We start from the raw sequence: 21551 nt of genomic DNA, 5'->3' as shown, positions 1-21551 counted from the left end.
TTAGAAATAGGTGGAGAAATGGTTATTTGAGAGGAGGTAAAAAAAGTGCTAATTATACGCTGCTCAGGCTGTAAAAATAAGTTGTGGAGATACGATAAGATTGGCCCCGGCGAAGTTCTTCGCTGTCATAAAGCTCGAATCAAGAAAGAATTCACCAAGGTTTTGCAAAGTGAGGATAAAATAAAATGCCCTTGCGGCAATGAAATTGGCATTGACAAGGGCACTTTCTATAAAATGATTAAAAAGTCTTTTACCTATAAGGGCACAAAGCGAAATGACTAAACTAAAATATTAATCCGCACAGATTTATTGTCTCTTACTCTCTTTTCATCAAGTACTCTCTTTTCTGAAGCCACTTCAATACTGGCGATGACAAGATGTAGTCCTACCTTTTCCATTCTATTAGCTAAGACCTGTACATTGTCCTCGATCAGCTTCTTAGTATCTTTGCGCTCCACAATTATGTCCGTCCGCAACTGATTATCCAATAGGTTTAATTTAAAGTCCACCCCACCTATTACTTGGGAATCCACTTTTACTGTCACATTGTTGGCCTGCTCCCCGTCCTCCCGCTTTCGTCGCTTAAATCCCACTAATACCTGGGTGTCATTTTCCAATAAAAATGGCAGAAAAAACTGGGCAGCACTGCCCATGGTTTCGCTGCTCAAAAGCTGTGCCCCAGTCAATGCTGAACCTAATTGTTGCATCTGGGGCTCCCCCAAGCTCTTATAGCTAGATTTGGCTTTTATTATACTTAGAGCTAAAGCTAAGGAAGATATATTACTTTGCTCAAGTTTCAGCTGCTGCTGAGCTATCTGCTCTGGAGTCAGGTACATGAAGCGAAAAGCCTGCTGCATTTGATCCCTGATAGCTGCTGAGTCATTAGAGGTTATAGTGTAGCTTGTCAAAATTCTGGCTATATCATCTCTAGTAGCACTTCCTCTACCACCCTTTTCCAGACCGGCTAGCAATTGACCCAACAGATTTGGCATCTGGTCTCGGTGCTGTACAAAGCTTTCCATACTCCTCACCGCTCCATCACTGGCAGCTAGCCTTGGAGCCACTTCTTGTAAAATAGCTCTCACTGTAGCTTCACTGCCTACCCTAGTACCCTCAATTGCTGACACCCTACTCAATAATTTTTCTTTTAAAACACCATTATCTCTTATACCCAATGCCTCTAAGTGTTGGGCTACCTGTTGGACACTAGATGTATTATTTGATGCATTATCCACCAGATTTAATAACACTTTATTGGGACCCAGATTGGCCACTTCCATTCGTAAACTTTGGTTATGGGCTAAATTTACGTTAGCCCTAGCTTGCAATGTCTGGTTTCCCACCTGAAGTTTTACCTGGCCGTCACCTTGGCGCTCAACAACACTGGCATTGACAACCTGTCCCTCTCGCAAGGGTGTGCCAGAAAATAAGCGCTCTGGCTTTTCTGTAAGCATGATTTGAGGTCTATCGGATACTAAGCGCAGTATCAAGCGATCCCTTTCCATACCTTCCACTTGAAGCTTTATTGTAGTATTCTCATGGAGCCGTACTTCTGTTTTAGCTACTAGCTGTCTTCCCCCCATGCTAATCCGCGCGTGCTCCCCGTCAAGCAGCTGAGATACTCGGGCCAATAGCACCTGCCCCTGCCGCAAATTCAGTCCTCTTATCCCTTCTGCTCTATCTAGCTTCAACTGAATAAGACCGCTGTTCACCTGCACCTGTTGTTTCACCTTCCTTTAATACCTTCTAAAAACTGTGTTCCCTCGCGAATTCCTAGAATACCTTGCTAAATCTTCTCCATCGTACATATCTATTACATACCCTGATATTTCAGCCCGCCTAAACTCAGCTTCAATATCGTCATATATGTTTGCCATAAATGTTCTTATGCGAGAATCAGTCAATCGATCCCAGTCTCTTCTATACTCATCATAATCCAACTCTACATAGAATTCTACCTCATCCCTATCGCCTTTTAGGTAAATATATAAATCCATGTTGCTAAAATAATCATAGTAATTATCATCCAATTCTCTCTCTAAATCCCTTAGGTCGATACTACTAACAGTATTCACCCTGACAGTACCCCTAGATGTGGTATCAAAAGAAAGCAGTTCCCTATCTCTTTCTATTTCTTCAACCTTCCCCTTAATCCTAGCACTAGGATACTCATCTCTAATCTCATCACAAATATCCTGCAACAATCTGTCTCTCTGCCTTGTAGTCAGACTATTCCACTCATTTCTAAAGTAGCGAAAATCCACCTCAACTATTACTTCTATATCTCGAGAATCGCCATACAAGTAAATATCTAATTCCACATCTCTATATTCACCATATCGTCGTTTCAAGTCATCTTCCAACCGCGCTATTGAATCATACCATCTGTAATTGTCATAGTAATTCCAGTCGTCATAATACCATCCACGATTATACCAGTCCTCTGTAAACGGAGTTCCAGTTCTCATATATAACTCTTCTTCTAATAAGCGAACCTGCCTTTCTAACTCTTGAATTCGCATGTCTTTTTGCCATGTATTTAGAGAACCACTACCTAAACTGGGGCTAATCACCACCTGGTTGTTAGTTTCATCCCAAAAGACACTGTTTCCCATAGCTTCTGCTATTTGCCTTAAGGGGACATAAGTAGTTCCATCCACTATGAAAGGATCAAGATTTTTAGAAATTTCGCTTCCTTGAAAAAACACCTTAACATTCCCCACAATTGCATTTAAAGTACGCCTATTATCACTGGCGTCTACTTGTATAATGCTTATCCACATAAGTGCAAATGTCAATATAACCCCAATAATAGCTTTTTTATAGTTCTCCATCGAGCTCCCCCCCTATAGTATCTATGCTATATTAAGCCTATTAAATGTAAGCCGTTTAAAGCTAACATAAATAACCCAAACATGACAAACGTATAAAAAACATTCCATTTACATGACCTTAAAACTGTGGATCCTACCAAGGATGATGCAGTAATCACAGTAGCGGAGGAAGGAGACACTGCTATCCCCAGTGACCATCCTGAAAGAAGTAACACTCCCAGAAATGTTTCACTTACCCCATATGTAGATGGTTCTAAAATACTACCCACTAAGGTAACGCTAATAATTGGATGTACTCCAACTGCTGAAAGGAGAATTATACTCATGCATATACCTGTTGAAAGCAACAACTGACTATCCCCAGCTAAATTGTATATGACCTGCACAGCCACATCTCCAAAATTTGATGAATCTACTGCAGTGGCAAAGAAACCTGCTCCCATAAAGAGCACCACTTCATTTTTTAGTTTTGGTAGACTTTGATTATAATAGCTCTCCTTTACCTCAGAAAAAAAAGTCCTCGCCCTTCCTATAAGGCCTAACCAAAAAATTGGATAAATTAGAGAAACTGTAGCTACCGCGGTCACAGTGGACAGATATGTAAAGTGACTTATAATTACTACTAAAATAATCATCATGCAACTAAACCCGATCAACTCTAATAGCTTCTTCCACTTAATAGCATATACTTCATTAGGCTGTTGATTTCCTGCAATTTTCTCGTCTTTATCTTTCAATTCTTGATAGTATTGGATTGCAGTTCCCACTAATATAGCCATCAATCCAAAGCCAAATCCGTATGGGAAAACCTGAATCCAACTTCCCCCGGTTAGGTCAATAATTAATGCTACCGCTGCATAACTAGGCGCCCATAAGATAGATGCTGTAAAGCCTCTAATAAGTGCTGCTGCTAATAATCTTTTTTTCCTGCTTTTTTCGCTGGCAGCACTTATTTGATACATCAATGGCACTGAACCCACATTAATCAACACAGAAATAAAAAAGGTAATTGCTTTAACAAATAAGTAAAATTGAAAGTCTCTTTTAACATAGATCCCAAAAAAACCCTTCAAACTTTCCAGGTAACCACCTCGACGAATGGGGATACTCAGCAGCGGAACCATAATAAACATAGTCACTAAATATAGATTTCTCTCCAAGCCCTGGAACAGCAGACTCCAATCAGCCCTATAGATAAAAAATATAAGCCCACCTGTCATAAATAGCCCAAAGCCAATAACTCTAGCCGTACCTTTTACTGCAACTAAACTGCTAAATAACACTGCCACTAACAAAATGCTTATTACTGGCTCCAACCAAGAAGCTTGGAATAATACACTTACTAAATAGAGCACCGCTAACATTAGAGTTGCGGTGCTTCTGAGTCTATCGTTAGTATTCATTTAAACTACTCCGATTTTTCTCTAACTGCCTTCTCCCAAGCAGCTACTTCATTTAATCGTTCAGTGATAGAAAGCCGTTGAGTGCAGGCTTCTTCACACTTACCGCATTTAATACATTCATGGCTACTAGCTTTTCTCCCCACTAACATACCCCACTTGTGCTGAACATCAACCCTCTTAACCATATCTTCTTCCGAGGAATTAAACATCTGTTTTTCATTATAGAATAACATGTAGGCTGGCACAGGAATTTCCTGGGGACAGTCCCAACAGTAGCCACAGCCTGTACAGGCCGCATTCATATTGGAGCCCAGATGGCTTTTTATATTCTCTAATTGTTCCTCCGTAAACGGTTCTGCTCGGTCTGCAATCTTACAGGCAGTATCAATTTGCTCTTTAGTGCTGAACCCATTAAGTGCCACAGTAATCTGAGGCGATGCAATCACAAATCTCAGTGCTGCTTCTGTGGGCGTCTCTCCTTCTGAAGCCAAAAAGGAGAGTTTCTCTTCATTAGCTGGTATAACTCCTCCGCCTAAAGGATTCATTGCCACCACTCCTAACCCCTTTTCCTGAGCACTGACAACTCCATCCCACCTGTAAGGGAAATTTAAAATATTTACCCCAAGCAATACACCTTCCATCTTGCCTTCATCTACGATCTGTTTGATTTCCTTGCCCGGCTGATGGGAAGAGAAGACTATATGGTCAATCAACCCCTCTTCTTTGCACCTTAGCAGGCCCTCATATTGTCCCCCAGGTCTCATGGCCTGATAGTAATGATCCATCTCCCTTAAGCACCATACATGATAAAAGTTAATCTTATCTACACCCAAACGCTCTATTGATTTTTCCACAGCCTCTCTAGCTTTTTGAGCTGTATCTACCTTGGTTGGCATACTTTTAGTAGAAACATAAAACTGTCCAGGCATATTTTTAAAGGCTTTGCCAAATATCTCTTCACTTTTATCGTCACAATAATTAGGAGCAGTGTCAAAGTAGTTTATTCCCTTGCTGTTGGCATACCTCAATAGTTCAGCATTTTCATCAATACTCTTATCTAAGTCAAACCTCATTCCGCCAAATCCCACTGCTGATACTTTCTTTCCTGTCTTCCCATAGTTATTGTAAAGCATATTATCACTCCCTTAGGAATATATTTCTCCACATAGACACAATGTCCTTTTATTAAACTTTTTTCCATATCTACCGATAATACAAGTAAGAGGAGGTGGTCTTTTTATGAGAATCGAGCGAGTACAAACTGCATTTACACGTTTTCACAAGTTTAAAGACCAACAGGAATTTACCCCTAAAAAGCGCAAGAAAAAATCAAATAGTCCCAATACAAAACGCAAAAGTCCCCCTAGAGATCGCTTAGAGTTAAGTCAGGAATTTGAAACTGAGCACTCATAATAATATCCTTATCTACTTGCTTAAAGCCCAAACGACTATATAATTTGAGAGCACTTTCGTTTTTGCCAGCAACTTGGAGCATAGCTTTACCCACTCCTACACTTTTAATTTCCCCAAGACAGCACTTTATTAACAGGCTCCCTAGTCCTTGCCCTCGTTGCTGGCTAGTTATTGCTACATCGAAAATATATCCCGTTTTAGCATTGGAGCGAATTTGCACAGCAGCCACACCCTGGGGCTTTGACTCCACCTCTAAAACGTATACGAAAATTGAAGGGTCATCTAATATAGAAGATAAAGCTTTGCTGCTTATTTCCTCACCAAATCCCTCTTTAATCAATTGAGCATATACTAACCCGTCACTAGCATCTGCCTTCCTCACAATATAATTGCGTCCCTCATCTGATTTTGTAAAATCAAATTTATCCAGGTTAAATTCTAGCTGCCAAGAATATAAAACTGACTTAAACCCTCTGCCCTTAGCAAAAACATAAGCTCCATTGATGCGCTCCTTAACAGAGGCTTGTAGATTAATAATCCCCTTGTTATCTATATATCTCTTAACTTCATTATATAACTGTGTGCCAACTCTCATGTTTCTAAAATCGGGATTTACCACAACGTTGACAGTGGCACTTTGAAAATCTTCAGGATTTTGAATGCAGGTGGCCATCCCAATTAACCTAGAATCATAATAGGCCCCAAATATTCCCTCTCCCATGGTTTTTAATACATGCTGAAACCACTCATCGGTAAGTGAATATTCTAGTTGCTCTCTAGCATTTAGCACCTGAATTAAACTATCTATTTTAGGTTTGTCTTCCAATTTAATATTCTTGATAACAAGATTTTTCATTTTATTATCCCCCTATAAAGGTCACTACCGCGCAGTCATACCATCTTTTTTATATTCCATCTAAACACAGGAAAAACCTCTCACTTAGGTGGGAGGTTTTTATCTTAAATTTTTGCTATAACTAGTACCTTATTTTTCTCCGACTTTACACTCACTTTGACTCGAGAGTGATCTACTCGTATGTACTTAGAAGCTACATTTATTAATTCCTGCATTTTATAGTAGAAACTTCCTGGTCGACTTGGGACCTCAGGCCTTCTTTCTGCTTTAAGAACAGCTTTCTCTGCTTCTGATCGATCCAACGCATTTCATAAATTAATATGCTAACTTCCATTAGTGCGTGCAAGTAATAGTTATCTCCTAAATGACTGGAATGCCACATTTCAAGTTTGTCATCCAAATCTGATCCAAATTCATCTGTAGGGTAAAGTGCTTTGACCTCCCTATCACGAATTATAGCATCTACTAGCAACCTCCCATTTTTATCTATAGTGTTTCTAGCACTATTCAGTCCATTGACTATTTCTTGAAACTGACTGCTGTATGGTTGATTACCCCGTTCAGACCTTCTCTCATTTCTATTGGGCACTACATCCTGGAACAAAGCTATCTTATCCAACACGTGCACATTTAGATCAAATAATTTCTTTGTTAAGTATACTTCTTCCTCAGCACCCTTACCATAAGCACTTATTTCCCAAATCTTAATGCTCTTTTCAAGCCGAACAGACTCCCGAACCAACTCTAGTTGACGCTCTAATTCTTCTGATGTAATGGGTCTGGTTTTTATATAATTTTCAACTTCCCTATTAAATAACTCCATCACTTGATAGTGAAATTTTTCAATCTCTGCTAAGACTTTTTTCCTCTGGTTTGGAGGTGCTAAGGTCAAGTTTACCGTTAGCGCTACACTTAATCCAATTCCAATAAGCATTACCCTGTCTACAATGTGCTGACTTAAATCAACACCAGGCCCATCCATGACAAAAATTGTAGTCACAATCCCCACTTGCACAACGCTTTTCCACTTTAATTGCAATGCCAATATAATAATAATCATACTGGCCAAACCCACAACTACAGGAGAGTTACCTAAGGTTAAAAGTAGAGCTGTTCCCACAAAAATGCCTAATCCAGTAACCCCAATTTGTTCTTTTGCATTTTTATAAGACTGATATATTGACGGTTGTAAATTAACCATGGCAGTAATTGCCGCAAAGATAGCAGGCCCTAAGTTTATAGCTTTACAAATAGCCAATGATATCGTTATAACTAATCCTGTTTTTATTATTCTAGCTCCAATCTTCATTGCGCCCTCCAGCCTCTCACTAAGCTTAAGCATTGTATATTTATTTTAATAATGTTATTATAATACTGTTAAATCTGTATATAGTAGGTGAAAATACATTGTATAACACAAAACTATTTCAAGTCACTGTATGGGTTTTCCTGATTTTCTTGACAATTTATGTGGGGAGCAAAATATCCTTTGTCTTTACTCCAGTTATGATATTTATTTCCACACTTTTTTTCCCGGTTTTGATATCTGGCATTTTATACTACCTGACAAATCCTTTGGTAAATTTAATCTCTAGCAAGCGGGTACCTCGATCCATTGCAATTTTACTTATGTACCTAGTAATTGCAGTGTTTTTTGTGATGGTTATGATGTACCTAGGACCACTAATCCAAATGCAAGCTTTATCCCTATTGGAAAACGCTCCCCATTTAATCTCTAATGTTCACAAACAAATGATCGAGTTACAAGAAAACATTATTTTTACCCGATTTCAAGAAACAGGACTTTTACAAAAGTGGGAGACAGCTGATTACGTAGAAGCTGTGGATAATATAATAGATACACTGGTAAGTAATACAGCATATTTGTTAAACTTGTTCGCCAGTGTGGTGCTAATTTCTATAACTATTCCCTTCATAACCTTTTATATGCTCAAGGACGGGCACAAATTGCCCGAAGCAATTGCTCGCTTTTTTCCAATAAGATATAAAGAAGAGACAATTGAAGTTTTAAATCAAATGGGCAGTACAATTAGCACCTATATAAAAGGACAATTAATAGTCAGTCTCTTTGTAGGTTCCATGGTGTTCATTGCCTTTACAATAATTGGACTAGAGTATTCATTAATACTGACTCTTATTGCCACAGTGACTAATTTCGTCCCCTATTTCGGCCCTATCATAGGTACTATACCTGGCATGATTGTGGGATTTATCGACTCCCCATGGACAGCAGTTCAAGTACTGGTTTTAGTGTTTATCATTCAGCAGTTAGAGAGTCAGCTTGTTGCACCTCAAGTCCTAGGAAGAAAGTTGAAAATACACCCTGTTACTATTATATTTGTTTTGTTGACCGGAGGTAGTCTAGCAGGATTTTTAGGGATGATTTTAGCAGTACCCACATATGCTGTCAGTAAAGTTGTTGTAACCCACCTTCACACTATTATAAAGCTTCATATAGAAAATGAAGGTTTGGAGAGGTGAGTATGGTAAGTAAACAAATGTTTACATCGGATTGGTCCTATACCACAGGGGCAATTACCCTAGCCATTTTAAATACTTTAATTTTACTATTCAACGGCAACCCCTGGGGAATTATGAGCACTATAACTAATTTCAGTGCTAAAGCTGTTCAAGCAATAGGCTTAGAACCACAGTACTGGTCTTACTACGCTGACAATAGATTAGATCAGTTGCTCTGGTCTAATCTATTAACCTCACCAGGAGTCATCATAAACTTGGGATTATTTATGGGTATACTAATATCCAGCTTACTAGCTAAAGAGTTTCGCATTAAGCCAATTAGAAGTAAAAAACAAGTTCTTTTTGCGCTCCTAGGCGGTATTATGATGGGATATGGTGCTCGTTTAGCAATGGGCTGCAATATCGGAGCATTCCTAGGTAGCATCTCTTCCTTCTCGCTACACGGCTGGCTTTTTGCCGCTAGCGTGTTCTTCGGTACATTTTTGGGAACCAAATTGATTATGAGCCTTTGGCAATAGGAGGTAGTTCTGTGGAGCTTACAACTTTTGTCAACTTGTTACTAGGTATCGGAATAGGGTTTTCCTTACACCGCTCTAGGTTTTGCTTTGCCGGTGCCTTTAGGGATTTCATCATGTTCAAAGATAACGGACTGTTTAAAGCACTTGTTCTCACCCTACTCCTTTCCAGTATAGGTTTTGCCGCAGTTCAAATCATCTATGGCCATTGGGGACTTAGCACCCCAGGTAATATCTATCCTCTAAATATAGCTACACTTTTCGGAGGCACCTTATTTGGGATAGGAATGGTCATAGCAGGAGGTTGTACCTTCAGTGTTTTTCTGCGTCTAGGCGAAGGTTTTACCCTGTTTGCCTTGGTTCTTGTAGGTGTTGCCATTGGAAGTCTTTTAGGAGCATATCATTTCAGCTGGTGGCACCAGGAGATACTTGCATTGCCAAGCTTTTATTTCCCCGATCTCTTTAACTGGCCCTTTGCCCTACTCTTACAATGTGGCGCTCTGGCTTTTTTATATCGATATCTGCAAAAATATGATTGAGGAGGATTTTAGATGACTCGTCCCTTTGAATTAGAACTTTATGGGCAAGTTTGCCCAGTACCTCTCATGAAGACAAAAAAGATGGCCGAAAACCTAAAGTCTGGCGATCAACTAATTATAAAATCAGATTTTACCCGTTCTGTAAGAAATATTGCCGATTGGGCTGAGAAAAATAATTTCCGGGTCTCTATCTCAGAAGGTAAGAATGGCAGCTGGGAGATAGAGATCACTAAAAACTGAGAGCACAGGAAGCCCCTGCGCTCGTTCTATTCACATAAGGTTAACTCATCTGGTGTAGCTATAAAACGCAAGAACCTATGCGCTATAGTAGACAAAAAGTTGCTCTCTGGATACACTACTTTAAACGTAATTGGCATAACCAAGTCAACCAAACGCACTTCAACCAAATCTCCATCATGAAGTTCCTTTTGCACGGCCATTTTACTGCAGATGGAAAGAGCATACCCAGCCTTAACAGAAGACTTTATAGCTTCTAAGCTTCCCAACTCAGAAATCACATTGAGGTCAATCTCTTTTAACCCACCTTGCTCTAGGGCAAACTCAAGTGACTCTCTAATCCCAAAGCCATATGCAGGTAATATAAAGGGGTATTCTTTTAACTGTTCAAAAAATATATTCTCCAAGTGTTTATATTTATCGTCCTTGGGTCTAATTACAATAATCTCATCACTGGATGCATCTTTTAAGTTAAATTCCTTAGTGTCAACCCCTGTTACTGTTTCCATTACAGCCAGGTCAATTTTTCCCTCTTCTAAATCCCGTACAATTTCCGAAAGAGATCCTACTTTTAGCGAAATCTGAGCATTGGGATACTTATCCCTAAAGGTCCAAATACTACAGGGAATAGCGTAATTACCCACAGTCTCAGTAGCACCGATTGTAAGCTTTTGGTTTTCTACACCTAAAATGTAGTCTACTTCTTGCTCCATTGAATCAAAGTTTTGTAGAATTTTTTTTGCGTAATTCTGGACTACTTGTCCCGCTTCGGTGAGCTCAACTCCCTTTTTGCTTCGTATAAACAAAGGGGTTTGAAAGTAATTCTCTAGCGCCTTGATTTGGGTGCTAACCGCTGGTTGGGTCAAATGGAGAAGCTTTGCTGCTGAAGATATTTTTTTAGTTCGCGCCACATTCAAAAAAACTTCTAATTGGTTTCTGTTCACTATTATCATCCACCTTAAGCTTTGAATAGCTTCTATATATGAAATAATTCATACTAATATTTATATTATGCTATCCTGCTGGTATAGCCTGCGATTGATATAATCTTGAAACTTCTTTAAGTAAAAGTCTTCAAAAGATTCTGGGACCCATCCTTCCAGGTACTTGCTCTCCTCATTAGCTTTCTGAATATAGTAGTCATACATTCTAATCAATAAGCTAAGCCAAAATTTTGGAAGCTTCATATAATCATATGGCCATATATAGCAAATGGGGTTAATATCTCTAAAACAACCGGAGCAGATTCCGTTGATAATAATCAACTCGTGATCTTTTTTATCAAGCCAATCGGGAACAGGTAAAACTCTAATATCAAATTCAACTGTCTTGTTACCCGTATTAAAGGCGTAAATATATTCATTGTTCATTGGATCTTTTCTCACAACGTAGAATTTTGCCTCTCCATATTGAAATAACAATTGCTTCATTGGCATAACCTCCAGACGTTTAGTAGGATTAATTTAATTATTCGACTGTTTGATTAGATTTCCTTTTGTTTTTTAGCGAAAAGAGCAAAATAATACAACAACTCCTGGGTAGGTATATATTTAACCTATCCAGGAGATAAAGTTTGCTTTATTTAGTTATACATTGAATAGTGATAATACTACGCGTATTAAGATAACAATTAAAAAGATTAAAAGTATTTTTTTTAAATTATGTCCTTTTAATTTAATGCTAACCTTGCTTCCGATTCTAGAACCAACCATAGCACCCATTACTATAAAAAATGCTGGAACAAAGGGAACTTGACCAGTAACCGCTTTTCCTAGGAAACCCGAGGCCCCACCAGCTAAGATAATCCCCAAAGAGGTACCTATGCATATTTTAATAGGTATATTTAAAAAATACGTTAACGCAGGTATTAAAAATGCAGCTCCACCTACTCCAACTAGGCCAGCTAATATTCCTGCAAAACCACCTATTGATGCACCTATTGCCTTTTCTTTATTGCCGGAAAGGTAATTCTCTGTGTCTATATCACAGCTTGCATCTTCATCTTTTTTCTTAAACATCATCACTATGGATAAAAATAAGACAAAAGCAAATATAGCTACTAAAGCCTGTTCAGATATAAATTTAGAAGTAGCGGCGCCAAGAAAGCTCCCCACAAGCAATGGGCCACCCACTATGATAATCAGATTTTTTCTGAGATTTTTACCCTGATAATGGGTAATTGCCCCTATTAGTGCAGCAAAGAAGACTTGCGCCATGGAAAGCCCTGTAATTTGGTGAAAAGTAAATTCTACACCCAGAACTGGCAGCAAATACATAAGAATAGGGATTAGTATGGTTGCACCGCCAATTCCCAGTAAGCCACCAAAAAAACCAGATAGTACTCCCGTTAAAAGTAACGTCACCTCAACAAAAGTAAACACATTATACACTCCTTAGGTTGTCAGAAGAACCGTCTCCTGGACAACTATTCCGCTCAATAAACTCTGTTGCCACTGGGGATATGGTGCGTTCCCTGTTATATGAAATGTAAAAAACCCTATCTTGACTAAATTCTTCAACTTCATAAGCATTAATCCATTTGTTTTGATAGTAGTCTTCAATTGCAATGGCAGAAGCCAAAGAGAAGCCTAGTCCAGATCTCACGCCTTGCTTTATTGCCTGGATACTGTCAAAGAATCCCGCTATTTTCAAAGTTCCCAGAGCAACTCCAGCACTAGACAAAAACCGCTCAACTACTGCTTGAGTTCCCGAACCACTTTTTCGAAATAAAAAGGGATATTTCTTTAATTGCTCAACTGAGACTGGTGCTTCTAACTCCACATCAGGGGGAGTAATTAATAGTATCCTCTCTTGAGCGATGGGAATATACTCAATTTTATCTGCTTCAAATCTATCTCCAACTAGGCCAATATCTACTTCTCCCTTTGCTAGTGCTGCTACCACCGCTTCAGAATCATTCTGGGAAACCGTAAATCTAACCCTGGGGAAGTCTTTAGTAAACTCCGCTAACATATTGGGAAGCAGATACTCAGCAGGGACATTGCTAGCAGCAATAGATAACATCCCAACCTTTTGTCCCGACTCCTGCAAATCCCAAAGAGCAGCTTCTTTTAATTTCAACATTTCTTTGGCCCAACAATACGCTTTCTCACCAAAGGCAGTTAACACTATTTGCCGACCTAGGCGGTCAAACAACTTCTGTCCTAGACTTTTCTCTAGTCCACTTATGTGAGTGCTTACAGTGGATTGACTTAAAAACAGCATTTCTGCCGCTCTAGAAAAACTTTTTAATTCTGCAACCTTTACAAAGCATTGTAATTGTTGAAACTGCATTACTATCACCCCTATGTTCATACTATCGCTTTTATCAATAATAATCAATTGTTTCTATCTACAATTTGTATTTCTTTGTATTTTCACATTTACTATAATTGATGCTAGGATTTGGAAAGCGAGGAGGAGGTCTCCCCCCGGTCTGCAAAACCGGTGGCCGGTATGGCAAATGCCAGCTGGAGTGGGTTCGATTCCCACCGTTTTCCTCCATTTTTTTTGCAAAATAAAATTAGGAGGGGTTTTTATGAGAAAGTTTTTATTAGTTTTATCAATTATTACCCTATTGGCTGCTACAACTCTAGTAAGCGGTTGCGGTGACAATGGAGAAGTAGAAAGCGAAGGAGATTTTCAAGGCCGCCTTATGCTAACAGGCTCTTCAACTCTTGCTCCAACTATTGCTCAAATTGCCGATGCTTTTGCTGGGGAATTCGGGACTTGGGACCAGGTGGATGCTACTTTGCCTAATAAAGAAATCCAAATTGATATTTCAACTGGCGGGTCTGGTGTTGGAGCCAAGGCTGTTATCGACGGAACAGCTAATTTTGGCATGCTAGCCCGAGATGCTCGTGAAGAAGAAAAAGAATTAATTGAAGATTTTCAAGAATTTAAAGTTGGTATAGACGCTCTCTTGCTAGCAGTGCACCCTGAAAACCCTATAGCTGAGACAAGAGAAAACTTAACAAAGGAAGAAATAAGAGAAATTTTCTCAGGAAATGCTGTTACCTGGAATGATTTTGACTCTACACTACCCGATCGAGACATTGTACTTTTAGTTAGAGATTTAGGTGGCGGTGCTAACCGTGTATTCCAAAGCTCTGTTATGGGAGATGAAGAAGTTTCTTCTAGTGCTATTGAAGCTCCATCCATGAGTTCACTGGTGGGAAGACTTGCAGAAAATACAGATGCTATTGGTTATGCCTCTTTTGGAATGGTAAACCGTCATGAAGCTGAATTAGTAGCTTTCAATGTGGAAGACATCGCTCCCACAGAAGAGAATATTCTGGAGGGAACTTATCCTATCGCCCGTTCACTATACTTGGTTCGCAGTGGTGATATGTCTCTAGCAGAACAGAGCTTCTTAGAATATATTCAGTCGGAAAAAGGCCACGAGATAATATCTGAAATGGGCTTTCTTCCAGCACTTTAAAAGGTGAATCTAATGTCACCTAAGATATACGACCGGCTTTTTGAAGGGCTAGTTCGGGGACTTGCCTTAGTTGCAGTACTACTACTTGTGTTTATAGTATTCTTTATTGCCAAAGAGAGTTATCCGGTTTTTAAACAAGTTGATTTGAGTACATTTTTGTTGGGGCAGGATTGGCGTCCGTTGTCTGATCCGCCCCGGCTTTCCATTTTACCCATGCTAGCTGCAACCATAGCTGTATCCCTAGGGGCACTGTTTATTGCTTTGCCCGTGGGATTAGGTTGCGGCCTTTTTTTGTCACAAGTATGTCCTCCCCAATGGCGTCGCATAATTCGTCCTTTTTTAGACATTATGGCAGGGATACCTTCAGTGGTTTATGGATTTTTAGGAGTGATGTTATTAATACCTTTGGTAGAAAAATACTTTGATGTTAGTTCTGGAGAATCCCTCTTATGTGGTAGCATTCTTTTGGCCATTATGATTTTGCCCTTTATTATTTCCACCTGTGATGAGACCATGAGCAAGGCTGCTGCTAAGTATCTCCCTGCATCTAAGTCTCTTGGGGTTTCACGTTGGTACATGTTTAGGCACCTATTATTACCTGCTTCTAAAATTGGAATTATTTCTGGAGCAATTTTGGGAACTGCCCGCGCTATGGGAGAAACCATGGCAGTTATGATGGTAGTGGGAAATGCTGCCCTAATGCCCACATCTATTTTCGAGAGAATTAAGCCTATTCCAGCGCTAATTGCATTAGAAATGGGGTCAGCTCCCTTGGGTAGCTTGCATTACCATGCTTTATTTGCAGCTGGATTAGTATTGATGCTACTACTGGTGACAATTAATCTAATTTTTTATCTCATACGCCAGCGACTTGAGGTGTAATCTATGTTGAAAAAAAACTTAAATACCATACTAATTAAGGCTTGGGTTTATGGGTCTGCCGCCTTAGTGCTATTATCAGTGGGATTTATTATCCTCCATATTTTCTATAGAGGAGTAGGGGTCATTAGCATGGAGTTTTTATTCTCTTCCCCAACAGGAATGCCATTGGGAACCGCAGGTGGTATTTTCCCCGCGTTAATGGGAACATTGGGTTTAGGCATGATTTGTGGCTTAGTAGCCTCCCTCTTAGGAGTGGCTACAGCTATTTACCTGCGCCTCTATTGTCAATCAGCTAGAATTGAGTCTGGATTTCGCATAGTGATTCAGTGCATAGCCGGTATCCCTTCAATTGTGCTCGGACTTTTCGGCTACACCTTTTTTGTAGTTTCCTTGCAAATGGGAATGTCCCTTATGGCAGGTGGACTCACTTTAGCTATTATGATTTTTCCCGTAGTGGCAGTTACCACCGAGAAGGCTATTGCAGAAGCTGAAAGAGAACAGGTGTTAGCCTCTTATTCCTTAGGAGCATCTCGCGCCTACACATTTTTTAATTTAATTTTACCTCAATGTAAAAGTGATATTTTGTCTGGAATTATTTTAGCTACTGCTTATGCCATGGGAGCTACCGCTCCAATCATGCTCACTGCTTCAGTACTTCATGCAGGAGTGCCATCATCTCTTTTTAATCCGGTTATGGCTCTCCCCTATCATTTGTATATTCTCGCTTCAGAGCACCTTTCCTTAGAATATGCTTATGGTACTGCTTTAGTTCTAGTGGGTTTGTTACTTTTTATACACGGAATTGCATTTGCACTATTTTTGCGCACAAGGAGTGAAACCTAATGGAACCAATACTATCCATGAAGCAAGTTGATGTTTCCTACGGGAAGACCCAAGTATTAAATCAGGTCACTATGAACATAAGGAAAAACAGAATAACTGCAATCATTGGGCCTTCCGGGTGTGGTAAGAGCACCCTGCTAAAAACATTCAACCGAATGCTAGAAGAGGAACCCGGTGCAACAGTAAACGGTTCAATTTGCTTTCAGGGAACCGACATATCGAAGGTACCCCGAGAGTATATTCGTCAAAAGATAGGTTTGGTTTTTCAAACACCTACTCCTTTTCCTTTTTCTGTGGAAAAAAATATGCGGTATGCCCTTGACTATCATGGATTAAGTGGCTCTAGGAAGGCGAGCGAGATAATTGAGGAAAAGTTAAGGCTAGCAGGCTTATATCATGAAGTTAAAGATAGAATGCATCTTAGTGCTACCAAGCTATCTGGAGGTCAACAGCAGCGATTGTGTATTGCTCGGGCCTTAACTCTTGAGCCCGATGTTTTGTTATTAGACGAGCCCTGTTCTTCCTTAGACCCCAAGGCCACTATCCAAATCGAAGAGGCCTTGGCAACCCTAGCGTCACGAGTTACTATTGTTATTGTCACTCACAATCTAGCACAGGCCCGAAGAATTGCTCACGACACAGCATTTATCTGTGACGGTAAATTAGTAGAGTACAGTAACAGTAAGGACTTCTTTTCCAATCCCAAACACTCCGATACTCAAGCCTACTTAGAGGGTATGTTTGGTTAGTGTCAAGTCTTGTCAAGGGGGGTCTTCTGACAACATTGTCAGGAGAACCCCCCTTAAAAATTCTATTAGAAATAATATTCCACTAAAACTCTAGCTCTAACTTCCACATCACCAGGAATAATTGGAGTAGAAACAGCTTTGGCCTCGGCTGCCATCTCTCTCATGTAATCCGCTCGATAAGGACTGTAGCTACCACCCTCTTCTGTTATTGTTTTGATGCCTTTGATATTAATATCAGCTGCACCTGCTATGGCTTCTGCCTTAGCCTTTGCCTGAAGAGTAGCTTTTTGTAGCGCCTGCATCTTTACCGCCTCTGTATCATTTACTATAAATTGAACTGAGTTAACTTGATTTGCCCCATTTTTAATAGCTACGTCTATAACTTTACCAACTTCATCTAACTTGTCCACTGTCATCTGCAACTCATTTATAGCTTTATACACATTCTTGTATTCTGGGTTTTCCCTTCCTCCGCCTATTGGCTCTCTATAGCTATGTACCCTATATCCACTAGTTTTAATTTGATCACCCTCTAAGCCAAATTCTTTTAGTGCATTAACTAGCTCTTCAGTAAGCTGAGCGTTCTCTTTAGTAGCAGTTTCAGCTGTTTCATTACTAGTTTCTACTCCTAAAACTACTTGCGCCCTATCTGGCTCAACACTAACCTCCGCCTCACCAGTTACCCTGATAAGCCTATCTTGATTAGTTGAAGCGGCTATTGCTTCAGAATTACCTTGGGATAGCAAACCCCATCCCGCAGAGAAAATAATTAAAACTCCCAATAAACTAAGCATTAATTTTTTTTGCAACTTAAATCCCCCTTAAATAAAATTAGATTTACTAAAATAGACGGAGTAAGCATAAGGATGTTCCCATAAAGATATAGTTTGAGAATGCAATGTTTTTCACAAATACTGTGGCTAAAACTTTTTTTAACAAGCATGAAAAGGGGTTCCATTTTTATAAAAACGCGATAAACTATAAGTAACAAAAGGGTTAACGGGAGCGGATCAGCTTTAAGCTGTTAGCGAAAAGTAGTTATTTTTTTCGCAAACTAACCCACAGAAAAATTTTAAAAGGAGATGGTTTGTTATGAAAAGGTACTTACTTGCTTTGCATGGAACTCCAGTTGATCGACTTGCTATTCAAAAGGGTTTAGAGGTTGCCAAAAAGGAAAATGCCAAAATTTCCATAGTCGCTATTAGCACCACACCAAATCTACCTAAAGCTTGGCGAGATGATAATCTGCCGGAAATTTTGGAGCAAGGGGCAAAAGAAAAGGCAACTCGAGTTGCCGCAGAAGCCGAGAAATTCTTTAACGAAAATGGCGTTGAAGTAACTACGGAAGCGAAAGTTGGCGACCCTGGCAAAATCATTTGTTCTTCTAGCACGGGATACGACATGGTAATTATGCCTACACGAGGAATTACAGGTATCAGAAAGGCAATTCAAGGCTGTGTTGCTGAAATGGTTTCTAAGTGTAGCTCTACTCCTATTCTCTTCGTTAGACCACAGTAATGAAGATCATTAATAAAAAGGGATGTTTCAACTGATATTAATTAGTTGAAACATCCCCTATTTACACTCTAAACCGGCTTGAACGCCTTCTTACCTGCTCCACATAGGGGGCATTTCCAGTCTTCTGATAAGTCTTCAAAAGAAGTATCCTTAGGTATTTTTCCCTTCTTATCGCCCTTTTTAGGGTTATAAATATAACCACAGTTCACCATTTGACACTGCCACATTTTATTCTCTTCTGTCACCTTTTACCACTCCTTTTTAAGATTATTTTTCCTTCTCCCCTGCTCCAGTAAGTACTTCCACTGCAACTTCAATTAACTTGGGGTCAAATTGGGTTCCCGAACATCTCTTAAGTTCTTCAGTTGCCTCTTCAGTACTCTTTGCCTTATTGTAAGGTCTACTGTGGGTCATAACATCAAATGCATCTACTATTGCCAAAATCCTGCATTCAATCGGAATCTCTTCACCCTTAATCCCTAAAGGATAGCCTTTCCCATCCCATCTTTCGTGATGCTTTAAAATCAAATCAGCTATGCCAGCTAAGTCAGGTGAGTTTATCGCTATTCTATATCCTTTTTCTGGGTGCTGCATTACAACTTGCCATTCCTCTTCTGTAAGCTCTCCCCCCTTCATGAGAATGGTGTCCGGTATTCCTATTATACCTAAATCATGCACATGGGATAGAAGCTTGAGATTAGTAATCTTATTAACGGGTAAATTGAGCCTATACCCTATCCTTGTTGAGTATTCAGCAAGTCTCAGGTGATGACCTTCAACTGCATAGTCCCTTTCAGCTAAAGTAGCCACCAAGGAATCTATAATGCTACTGCGACTACTTTTCTTTTGGATCAGTTTTTCATGATACATTTTTTGATCCGCTTCCTTCATGGCTTCCTCTAAGGGTATATTGTTATCAACAGCTGTTCCCACTCCTAGAGAGATGCTCAATGGCAATTCTTTAGCTTCTTGATTGTACTGCTCAACTTTATGCTTTATTCTTCGTATTATTTGCTCTCCCACTTCATGGTCTGTTTTCAAGAGGATAATGGCAAACTCATCCCCCCCCACTCGCGCTAATATATCACTTTCGCGCAAGGATTGTTTTAATATTTTTGCACAATTTTTTAAAATTCTATCTCCTCGTTCGTGTCCCATAGTGTCATTGATAATTTTCAACCCATCTACATCACAGGATATAATAGATATAGGGTACTCCCTGCTTTTTTGCAATCTCTTAATTTCTACTTCAAAAAACGCTCTATTATAAATTCCCGTCATCTTATCACGCAAACTTAAATACTCCAGTTGCTTTTCACGCATAACCCTCTCAGTGTTATCCTCTATAATACCAACGCCACCTATAAGTTTTTTATCTTGGCAAAATAGTGGTGCAAACAAGGCTCGGATAGGTGTTTTTTTATTTCCTGTAACTGATGTATAATTGTCTTCGTATTGTGTCAGCTCGCCATCAAGAGTCTTTTTTATAGCCATAACAATTTTTTTATCAGGTAGTTCCAGTGTCCTTAGCCCAATAATATCTTGGCGTTTTGACCCTATTATTCTAACAAAATTATCATTGCAATCTATAAGAACTCCATCATTGTCAAAATTATAAATTCCAAGAGGTGAATGTTCAAATATAGATCGGAACTTTTCCTCACTTTTTTGCAGTGCTATCTCAGAAAGCTTTCGTTCAGTAATATCCCTAATTATAATTATCTTACCCTGAGGTATTCCCTCACTATCTATCAAACAAGATACGTTGGTAGCAATCCAGCGCTCATCATGTTTCATTTTATATACTTTTTCTGTGATTCTCTCCCCACATTCTAAAGAGACTGGTTGCTCAACAAACTTATCAAAAATTTTGTCTATAGCTAAACCAGTAAGCTCACTTTTATTTCCAAAATAGGCTTCTGCTGCTAGATTAATGTCTACTATTTTCCCATTGGAATCTACAACTAGAATTGCATCTTGAATAGAGGCAAACACATTTGAGTGTGCTTCGGATAAAAAGTTAAACATCTTAAAGCTAAAAAAATTGTAAATATAGATGATTCCTGTGAATGATAACGCAAAGGGGCTAAGATCTATATTTATAGGTGTTTTATTAAAAAGATATAACAGAAAAGTTATTCCGGGAACTAGCGACCCAACAAATAATAACAAAAATCTGTTCTTATTTTTTTCAACTGAATTGTAGTATGTATAGATTAGCATAAGACTGCTGAACATGAAGGAAAAGCTTATAAATCCTATGTGCAGCCAGTACATGCTTCCTTTACCAAAAAAAGAGATTGTAAGTCCATTAATTTGCTCAATAGATATATTACTGTAAAAATAAGAGTGCATATGGCTTGTGTTTATCATTGCCAATGTAATAATAGGAATAGCCCAAATCATTACAACTAAAGGGGGCTTTAACCATCTAGAATAACCACAGTAACGCACTACAAAAGTTATCCATAATGCCGGTATAAAGGCCAGTCCAAAATACTGAATGCGAAGCCACACAAATGCTGTCTCTAAATCATTGCTTCTAAGCTCAAAAAAATACCCTACTGAATAAATACTAGCGGCTAACATAAGAGCTGCAAAACTAATTGATCCTTCCACACTTTTGAATCTTGTAACTATACAAGCCATCGCTAGGTACATAACAGCTACAAGTAGCAGCGTATAGATAAACATTTATGTCAGCCCCCCATCATATTTTTTCTTTTTTTCTTTTATTTCTATATAATACTTCATTTTCCTCTCTTTGTTCCCATAGTTATTTTCCATGAAAACTTATTCTATATTCACGGCATTTACGA

At 39.2% G+C, this 21551-nt stretch carries 24 protein-coding genes and 1 tRNA gene; 12 read left to right on the top strand and 13 right to left on the bottom strand.

Features of this window, described 5'->3' with window-relative positions:
- Window positions 1–45 precede the first annotated feature (45 nt).
- On the top strand, window positions 46–282 hold the full coding sequence (locus GGQ84_RS03780) for a hypothetical protein (protein WP_429159348.1): 237 nt from the start codon (window positions 46–48) through the stop codon (window positions 280–282).
- Here the strand turns inward: GGQ84_RS03780 and fliK are convergent.
- From fliK to GGQ84_RS03760, 4 genes are read right to left on the bottom strand one after another with little or no spacing between them, the layout of a single operon-like run.
- A complete protein-coding gene (gene fliK / locus GGQ84_RS03775) occupies window positions 279–1718 on the bottom strand; it encodes a flagellar hook-length control protein FliK (protein WP_429159345.1) in 1440 nt (479 codons plus the stop codon). The two genes, GGQ84_RS03780 and fliK, sit on opposite strands and share 4 nt — an antisense overlap.
- Before the next feature lie 18 nt (window positions 1719–1736).
- Window positions 1737–2834 (bottom strand): copper amine oxidase N-terminal domain-containing protein, encoded by a 1098-nt coding sequence (locus GGQ84_RS03770; protein WP_429159342.1) that lies wholly within the window; start codon window positions 2832–2834, stop codon window positions 1737–1739.
- 26 nt (window positions 2835–2860) lie between these two features.
- On the bottom strand, window positions 2861–4237 hold the full coding sequence (locus tag GGQ84_RS03765; RefSeq protein WP_429159340.1) for a C4-dicarboxylate ABC transporter: 1377 nt from the start codon (window positions 4235–4237) through the stop codon (window positions 2861–2863).
- Window positions 4238–4242: 5 nt separating this feature from the next.
- A complete protein-coding gene (locus GGQ84_RS03760; RefSeq protein WP_429159338.1) occupies window positions 4243–5370 on the bottom strand; it encodes an aldo/keto reductase in 1128 nt (375 codons plus the stop codon).
- Window positions 5371–5476: 106 nt separating this feature from the next.
- Between GGQ84_RS03760 and GGQ84_RS03755 the strand changes: the two genes are divergently transcribed.
- Window positions 5477–5650, top strand: coding sequence for a hypothetical protein (locus tag GGQ84_RS03755; protein WP_429159335.1), 174 nt, complete (start codon window positions 5477–5479; stop codon window positions 5648–5650).
- Here the strand turns inward: GGQ84_RS03755 and GGQ84_RS03750 are convergent.
- A complete protein-coding gene (locus tag GGQ84_RS03750; RefSeq protein WP_429159332.1) occupies window positions 5601–6506 on the bottom strand; it encodes a GNAT family N-acetyltransferase in 906 nt (301 codons plus the stop codon). The genes GGQ84_RS03755 and GGQ84_RS03750 overlap by 50 nt on opposite strands.
- Before the next feature lie 202 nt (window positions 6507–6708).
- Window positions 6709–7815 carry an FUSC family protein gene (locus GGQ84_RS03745; protein WP_429159329.1) on the bottom strand — a complete coding sequence of 369 codons (1107 nt, stop codon included), beginning with the start codon at window positions 7813–7815 and terminating at the stop codon, window positions 6709–6711.
- Window positions 7816–7976: 161 nt separating this feature from the next.
- On the opposite strand from GGQ84_RS03745, the gene GGQ84_RS03740 reads away from it, so the two are divergent.
- Genes GGQ84_RS03740 through GGQ84_RS03725 form a run of 4 tightly spaced genes read left to right on the top strand, consistent with a single transcriptional unit; the run spans window position 7977 to window position 10302 of the window.
- Window positions 7977–9008, top strand: a complete 1032-nt coding sequence (locus GGQ84_RS03740) for an AI-2E family transporter (RefSeq protein ID WP_488168087.1) — start codon at window positions 7977–7979, stop codon at window positions 9006–9008.
- A gap of 2 nt (window positions 9009–9010) precedes the next feature.
- On the top strand, window positions 9011–9526 hold the full coding sequence (locus tag GGQ84_RS03735; protein WP_429159326.1) for a YeeE/YedE thiosulfate transporter family protein: 516 nt from the start codon (window positions 9011–9013) through the stop codon (window positions 9524–9526).
- Window positions 9527–9537: 11 nt separating this feature from the next.
- Window positions 9538–10062, top strand: coding sequence for a YeeE/YedE thiosulfate transporter family protein (locus GGQ84_RS03730; protein WP_429159323.1), 525 nt, complete (start codon window positions 9538–9540; stop codon window positions 10060–10062).
- A 12-nt stretch (window positions 10063–10074) separates the two neighbouring features.
- A complete protein-coding gene (locus tag GGQ84_RS03725; protein WP_429159320.1) occupies window positions 10075–10302 on the top strand; it encodes a sulfurtransferase TusA family protein in 228 nt (75 codons plus the stop codon).
- 26 nt (window positions 10303–10328) lie between these two features.
- Here GGQ84_RS03725 and GGQ84_RS03720 read toward each other — a convergent pair whose 3' ends face one another.
- The 4 genes from GGQ84_RS03720 to GGQ84_RS03705 all read right to left on the bottom strand — a co-directional run bounded on the left by GGQ84_RS03720 (window position 10329) and on the right by GGQ84_RS03705 (window position 13593).
- Window positions 10329–11243 carry a LysR substrate-binding domain-containing protein gene (locus GGQ84_RS03720; protein WP_429159317.1) on the bottom strand — a complete coding sequence of 305 codons (915 nt, stop codon included), beginning with the start codon at window positions 11241–11243 and terminating at the stop codon, window positions 10329–10331.
- Between the two features lie 60 nt (window positions 11244–11303).
- The gene (locus GGQ84_RS03715) at window positions 11304–11729 is read right to left on the bottom strand and encodes a hypothetical protein (protein WP_429159314.1); all 426 of its coding nucleotides are present in this window, start codon (window positions 11727–11729) and stop codon (window positions 11304–11306) included.
- Window positions 11730–11885: 156 nt separating this feature from the next.
- Window positions 11886–12680 (bottom strand): sulfite exporter TauE/SafE family protein, encoded by a 795-nt coding sequence (locus GGQ84_RS03710; RefSeq protein WP_429159311.1) that lies wholly within the window; start codon window positions 12678–12680, stop codon window positions 11886–11888.
- 1 nt (window position 12681) lies between these two features.
- Window positions 12682–13593, bottom strand: a complete 912-nt coding sequence (locus GGQ84_RS03705) for a selenium metabolism-associated LysR family transcriptional regulator (protein ID WP_429159308.1) — start codon at window positions 13591–13593, stop codon at window positions 12682–12684.
- Window positions 13594–13706: 113 nt separating this feature from the next.
- On the opposite strand from GGQ84_RS03705, the gene GGQ84_RS03700 reads away from it, so the two are divergent.
- The 5 genes from GGQ84_RS03700 to GGQ84_RS03680 all read left to right on the top strand — a co-directional run bounded on the left by GGQ84_RS03700 (window position 13707) and on the right by GGQ84_RS03680 (window position 17214).
- Window positions 13707–13803: transfer RNA gene (locus GGQ84_RS03700), tRNA-Cys, on the top strand.
- Between the two features lie 34 nt (window positions 13804–13837).
- Window positions 13838–14740 carry a phosphate ABC transporter substrate-binding protein gene (locus GGQ84_RS03695; RefSeq protein WP_429159305.1) on the top strand — a complete coding sequence of 301 codons (903 nt, stop codon included), beginning with the start codon at window positions 13838–13840 and terminating at the stop codon, window positions 14738–14740.
- Between the two features lie 12 nt (window positions 14741–14752).
- Window positions 14753–15622, top strand: a complete 870-nt coding sequence (gene pstC, locus GGQ84_RS03690; protein ID WP_429159302.1) for a phosphate ABC transporter permease subunit PstC — start codon at window positions 14753–14755, stop codon at window positions 15620–15622.
- 129 nt (window positions 15623–15751) lie between these two features.
- Window positions 15752–16465 carry a PstA family ABC transporter permease gene (locus GGQ84_RS03685; RefSeq protein WP_429159300.1) on the top strand — a complete coding sequence of 238 codons (714 nt, stop codon included), beginning with the start codon at window positions 15752–15754 and terminating at the stop codon, window positions 16463–16465.
- On the top strand, window positions 16465–17214 hold the full coding sequence (locus GGQ84_RS03680; RefSeq protein WP_429159297.1) for a phosphate ABC transporter ATP-binding protein: 750 nt from the start codon (window positions 16465–16467) through the stop codon (window positions 17212–17214). The genes GGQ84_RS03685 and GGQ84_RS03680 overlap by 1 nt, the downstream gene beginning before the upstream one ends.
- Before the next feature lie 65 nt (window positions 17215–17279).
- On the opposite strand, the gene GGQ84_RS03675 is transcribed toward GGQ84_RS03680, so the two are convergent.
- A complete protein-coding gene (locus GGQ84_RS03675) occupies window positions 17280–18023 on the bottom strand; it encodes an SIMPL domain-containing protein (protein ID WP_429159294.1) in 744 nt (247 codons plus the stop codon).
- A 283-nt stretch (window positions 18024–18306) separates the two neighbouring features.
- Here GGQ84_RS03675 and GGQ84_RS03670 point away from each other — a divergent pair, with 283 nt between their 5' ends.
- Window positions 18307–18732 (top strand): universal stress protein, encoded by a 426-nt coding sequence (locus GGQ84_RS03670; RefSeq protein WP_429159291.1) that lies wholly within the window; start codon window positions 18307–18309, stop codon window positions 18730–18732.
- 68 nt (window positions 18733–18800) lie between these two features.
- Here the strand turns inward: GGQ84_RS03670 and GGQ84_RS03665 are convergent, their stop codons facing one another.
- Entirely contained in the window at window positions 18801–18977 is a 177-nt protein-coding gene (locus tag GGQ84_RS03665) for a rubredoxin (protein ID WP_429159289.1), read from the bottom strand.
- Between the two features lie 22 nt (window positions 18978–18999).
- Window positions 19000–21426, bottom strand: a complete 2427-nt coding sequence (locus GGQ84_RS03660; RefSeq protein ID WP_429159287.1) for a histidine kinase N-terminal 7TM domain-containing protein — start codon at window positions 21424–21426, stop codon at window positions 19000–19002.
- Window positions 21427–21551: the final 125 nt, after the last annotated feature.

It is taken from the genome of Desulfitispora alkaliphila (assembly GCF_050433185.1).
Lineage (GTDB): Bacteria > Bacillota > Desulfitisporia > Desulfitisporales > Desulfitisporaceae > Desulfitispora > Desulfitispora alkaliphila.
This window is presented reverse-complemented; position numbering and strand designations above follow the sequence as displayed.

What these genes read in the sequence shown, in the direction of transcription:
- GGQ84_RS03770 (WP_429159342.1), bottom strand. Translation starts at nt 2,834, where the DNA reads ATGGAGAACTATAAAAAAGCTATTATTGGGGTTATATTGACATTTGCA.
- GGQ84_RS03765 (WP_429159340.1), bottom strand. Translation starts at nt 4,237, where the DNA reads ATGAATACTAACGATAGACTCAGAAGCACCGCAACTCTAATGTTAGCG.
- GGQ84_RS03760 (WP_429159338.1), bottom strand. Translation starts at nt 5,370, where the DNA reads ATGCTTTACAATAACTATGGGAAGACAGGAAAGAAAGTATCAGCAGTG.
- GGQ84_RS03755 (WP_429159335.1), top strand. Translation starts at nt 5,477, where the DNA reads ATGAGAATCGAGCGAGTACAAACTGCATTTACACGTTTTCACAAGTTT.
- GGQ84_RS03750 (WP_429159332.1), bottom strand. Translation starts at nt 6,506, where the DNA reads ATGAAAAATCTTGTTATCAAGAATATTAAATTGGAAGACAAACCTAAA.
- GGQ84_RS03745 (WP_429159329.1), bottom strand. Translation starts at nt 7,815, where the DNA reads ATGAAGATTGGAGCTAGAATAATAAAAACAGGATTAGTTATAACGATA.
- GGQ84_RS03735 (WP_429159326.1), top strand. Translation starts at nt 9,011, where the DNA reads ATGGTAAGTAAACAAATGTTTACATCGGATTGGTCCTATACCACAGGG.
- GGQ84_RS03725 (WP_429159320.1), top strand. Translation starts at nt 10,075, where the DNA reads ATGACTCGTCCCTTTGAATTAGAACTTTATGGGCAAGTTTGCCCAGTA.
- GGQ84_RS03715 (WP_429159314.1), bottom strand. Translation starts at nt 11,729, where the DNA reads ATGAAGCAATTGTTATTTCAATATGGAGAGGCAAAATTCTACGTTGTG.
- GGQ84_RS03705 (WP_429159308.1), bottom strand. Translation starts at nt 13,593, where the DNA reads ATGCAGTTTCAACAATTACAATGCTTTGTAAAGGTTGCAGAATTAAAA.
- GGQ84_RS03695 (WP_429159305.1), top strand. Translation starts at nt 13,838, where the DNA reads ATGAGAAAGTTTTTATTAGTTTTATCAATTATTACCCTATTGGCTGCT.
- pstC (WP_429159302.1), top strand. Translation starts at nt 14,753, where the DNA reads ATGTCACCTAAGATATACGACCGGCTTTTTGAAGGGCTAGTTCGGGGA.
- GGQ84_RS03685 (WP_429159300.1), top strand. Translation starts at nt 15,752, where the DNA reads ATGGAGTTTTTATTCTCTTCCCCAACAGGAATGCCATTGGGAACCGCA.
- GGQ84_RS03680 (WP_429159297.1), top strand. Translation starts at nt 16,465, where the DNA reads ATGGAACCAATACTATCCATGAAGCAAGTTGATGTTTCCTACGGGAAG.
- GGQ84_RS03670 (WP_429159291.1), top strand. Translation starts at nt 18,307, where the DNA reads ATGAAAAGGTACTTACTTGCTTTGCATGGAACTCCAGTTGATCGACTT.
- GGQ84_RS03660 (WP_429159287.1), bottom strand. Translation starts at nt 21,426, where the DNA reads ATGTTTATCTATACGCTGCTACTTGTAGCTGTTATGTACCTAGCGATG.